This window comes from Phenylobacterium sp. (genome assembly GCF_030693805.1).
GTDB lineage: Bacteria > Pseudomonadota > Alphaproteobacteria > Caulobacterales > Caulobacteraceae > Phenylobacterium.
Map to the genome: position 1 here is coordinate 1 of NZ_JAUXZW010000075.1, position 1,351 is coordinate 1,351.

A 1,351-nucleotide genomic window follows, 5' to 3' on the forward strand; every position below is an offset into this window, starting at 1 on the left:
TCCACGAGCTGCACCGCATCCAGGGCCGCTACGCGCTGGTGACCATGTGCATCGGCGGTGGCCAGGGCATTGCGGCGATTTTTGAGCGTGCATGACACCCACGCTCTACGTCACCCCTGGCGCCTGCAGCCTGGCTTGCCATGTGGTCATCGAAGAAGTCAGTTTGCCTATCGACGTCGTGCCTGTCGATCTGCGTGACCCGGCAGCGCCCCACCGGGCGTTCAACCCGCTGGGGCGGGTGCCCACACTGGTCACGGCAAACGGCGAAGTGCTGACCGAAAATTCGGCACTTTTGCCTTACCTGGCCGATCTGGCGCCACAAAGCCACTTGTTGGCGCCCACCGGCACGGTGGTGCGCGCGCAAACCCAGGCCTGGGTGGGCTACCTCAACGCCGAAATCCACGCCGGGTGCTTTCGCGCCATCAACCGACCGCAACGCTACTGTCCCGATGCGCAAGGGCAAGCCACCGTCCGCGAACAAGGGTTGTTGCGCCTGCACGAAGCTCTTGGCCCCATCGAGACGGCCTTGCGGGGCAGGGACACGCTGGTAGGTGAACACTTCTCCATCGCGGACGCCTACCTCGGCGTGTTCGCGTCCTGGGTTCGAGCGCTCGGCGACGCGTTTACCCCATTCACCGAGTTGTACCGCTTTGGCACCACCTACGAGCAACGGCCCAGTGTGATGCGGGCCAGGGCGCGCGAACTCCAGTAAGTTGTGTTTTGGACGGGCGTTGCGGAAAGTTGGGTGGTGGACGCTACCCTCAAGGGGCGGCCAATTCCATCCACCGCCCGGTTTCTACCCTCCCGCTTGAGGCAGTCGAGAAACTGGTCTGCCCGCTCGATGTTCTGGGGCAACAGCTCACTTTCATAGCGCCGCAAAGTGACACCCACACTGATACTGAAGTTGATGGACTGGTCGCGCGCGCGCGCCGGCTGTGCCGCTATTGCCAGGCTCAAGCGCTATGCGGCTGCCCTCGCTTCCCCCAGCATGCTAGTTGTAGGCCCAGTCCCTATTTGAGCCACATGCCGAACCGTGAATGAGCTAATTCGGTAATGCGCGACGTCAGCGCCATTTACGGCTTTCTCATCGATTCGGTGACTAAAAATATCTGGCGCTTGGCTCCATTCAGCGCTGGCATCAACACTCGGGGTTGCCTATCAGCCGGTGGGACAGGCCAGCCCTTCGCAGACAGGGCGTTCTCGTCAAGGGACAGGCTGCGGGCCAATGAACCCAGGCCGCTCAAGCTGGCGGCGCAGATGGTGGGCAGGGGCAATGGCGCGCACCACACGCCGCGATGACATCGGTTTGTTGATGGCGACCGAGCGCCGGGTGTCCAACCTGTGTGCGGTC

Annotated in this window: 2 protein-coding genes; both read left to right on the forward strand. The window is 62.8% G+C overall.

The window, feature by feature from the left end; all coding sequences use genetic code 11:
• The first annotated feature begins 8 nt into the window (after positions 1-8).
• On the forward strand, positions 9-95 hold the full coding sequence (locus tag Q8M88_RS03490; RefSeq protein ID WP_305594861.1) for a hypothetical protein: 87 nt from the start codon (positions 9-11) through the stop codon (positions 93-95).
• Entirely contained in the window at positions 92-712 is a 621-nt protein-coding gene (locus Q8M88_RS03495) for a glutathione binding-like protein (protein ID WP_305594860.1), read from the forward strand. The genes Q8M88_RS03490 and Q8M88_RS03495 overlap by 4 nt, the downstream gene beginning before the upstream one ends.
• The last annotated feature ends 639 nt before the right edge of the window (positions 713-1,351 follow it).

Coding starts and splice junctions, on each gene's coding strand:
- Q8M88_RS03495 (WP_305594860.1), top strand. CDS start 92: ATGACACCCACGCTCTACGTCACCCCTGGCGCCTGCAGCCTGGCTTGC.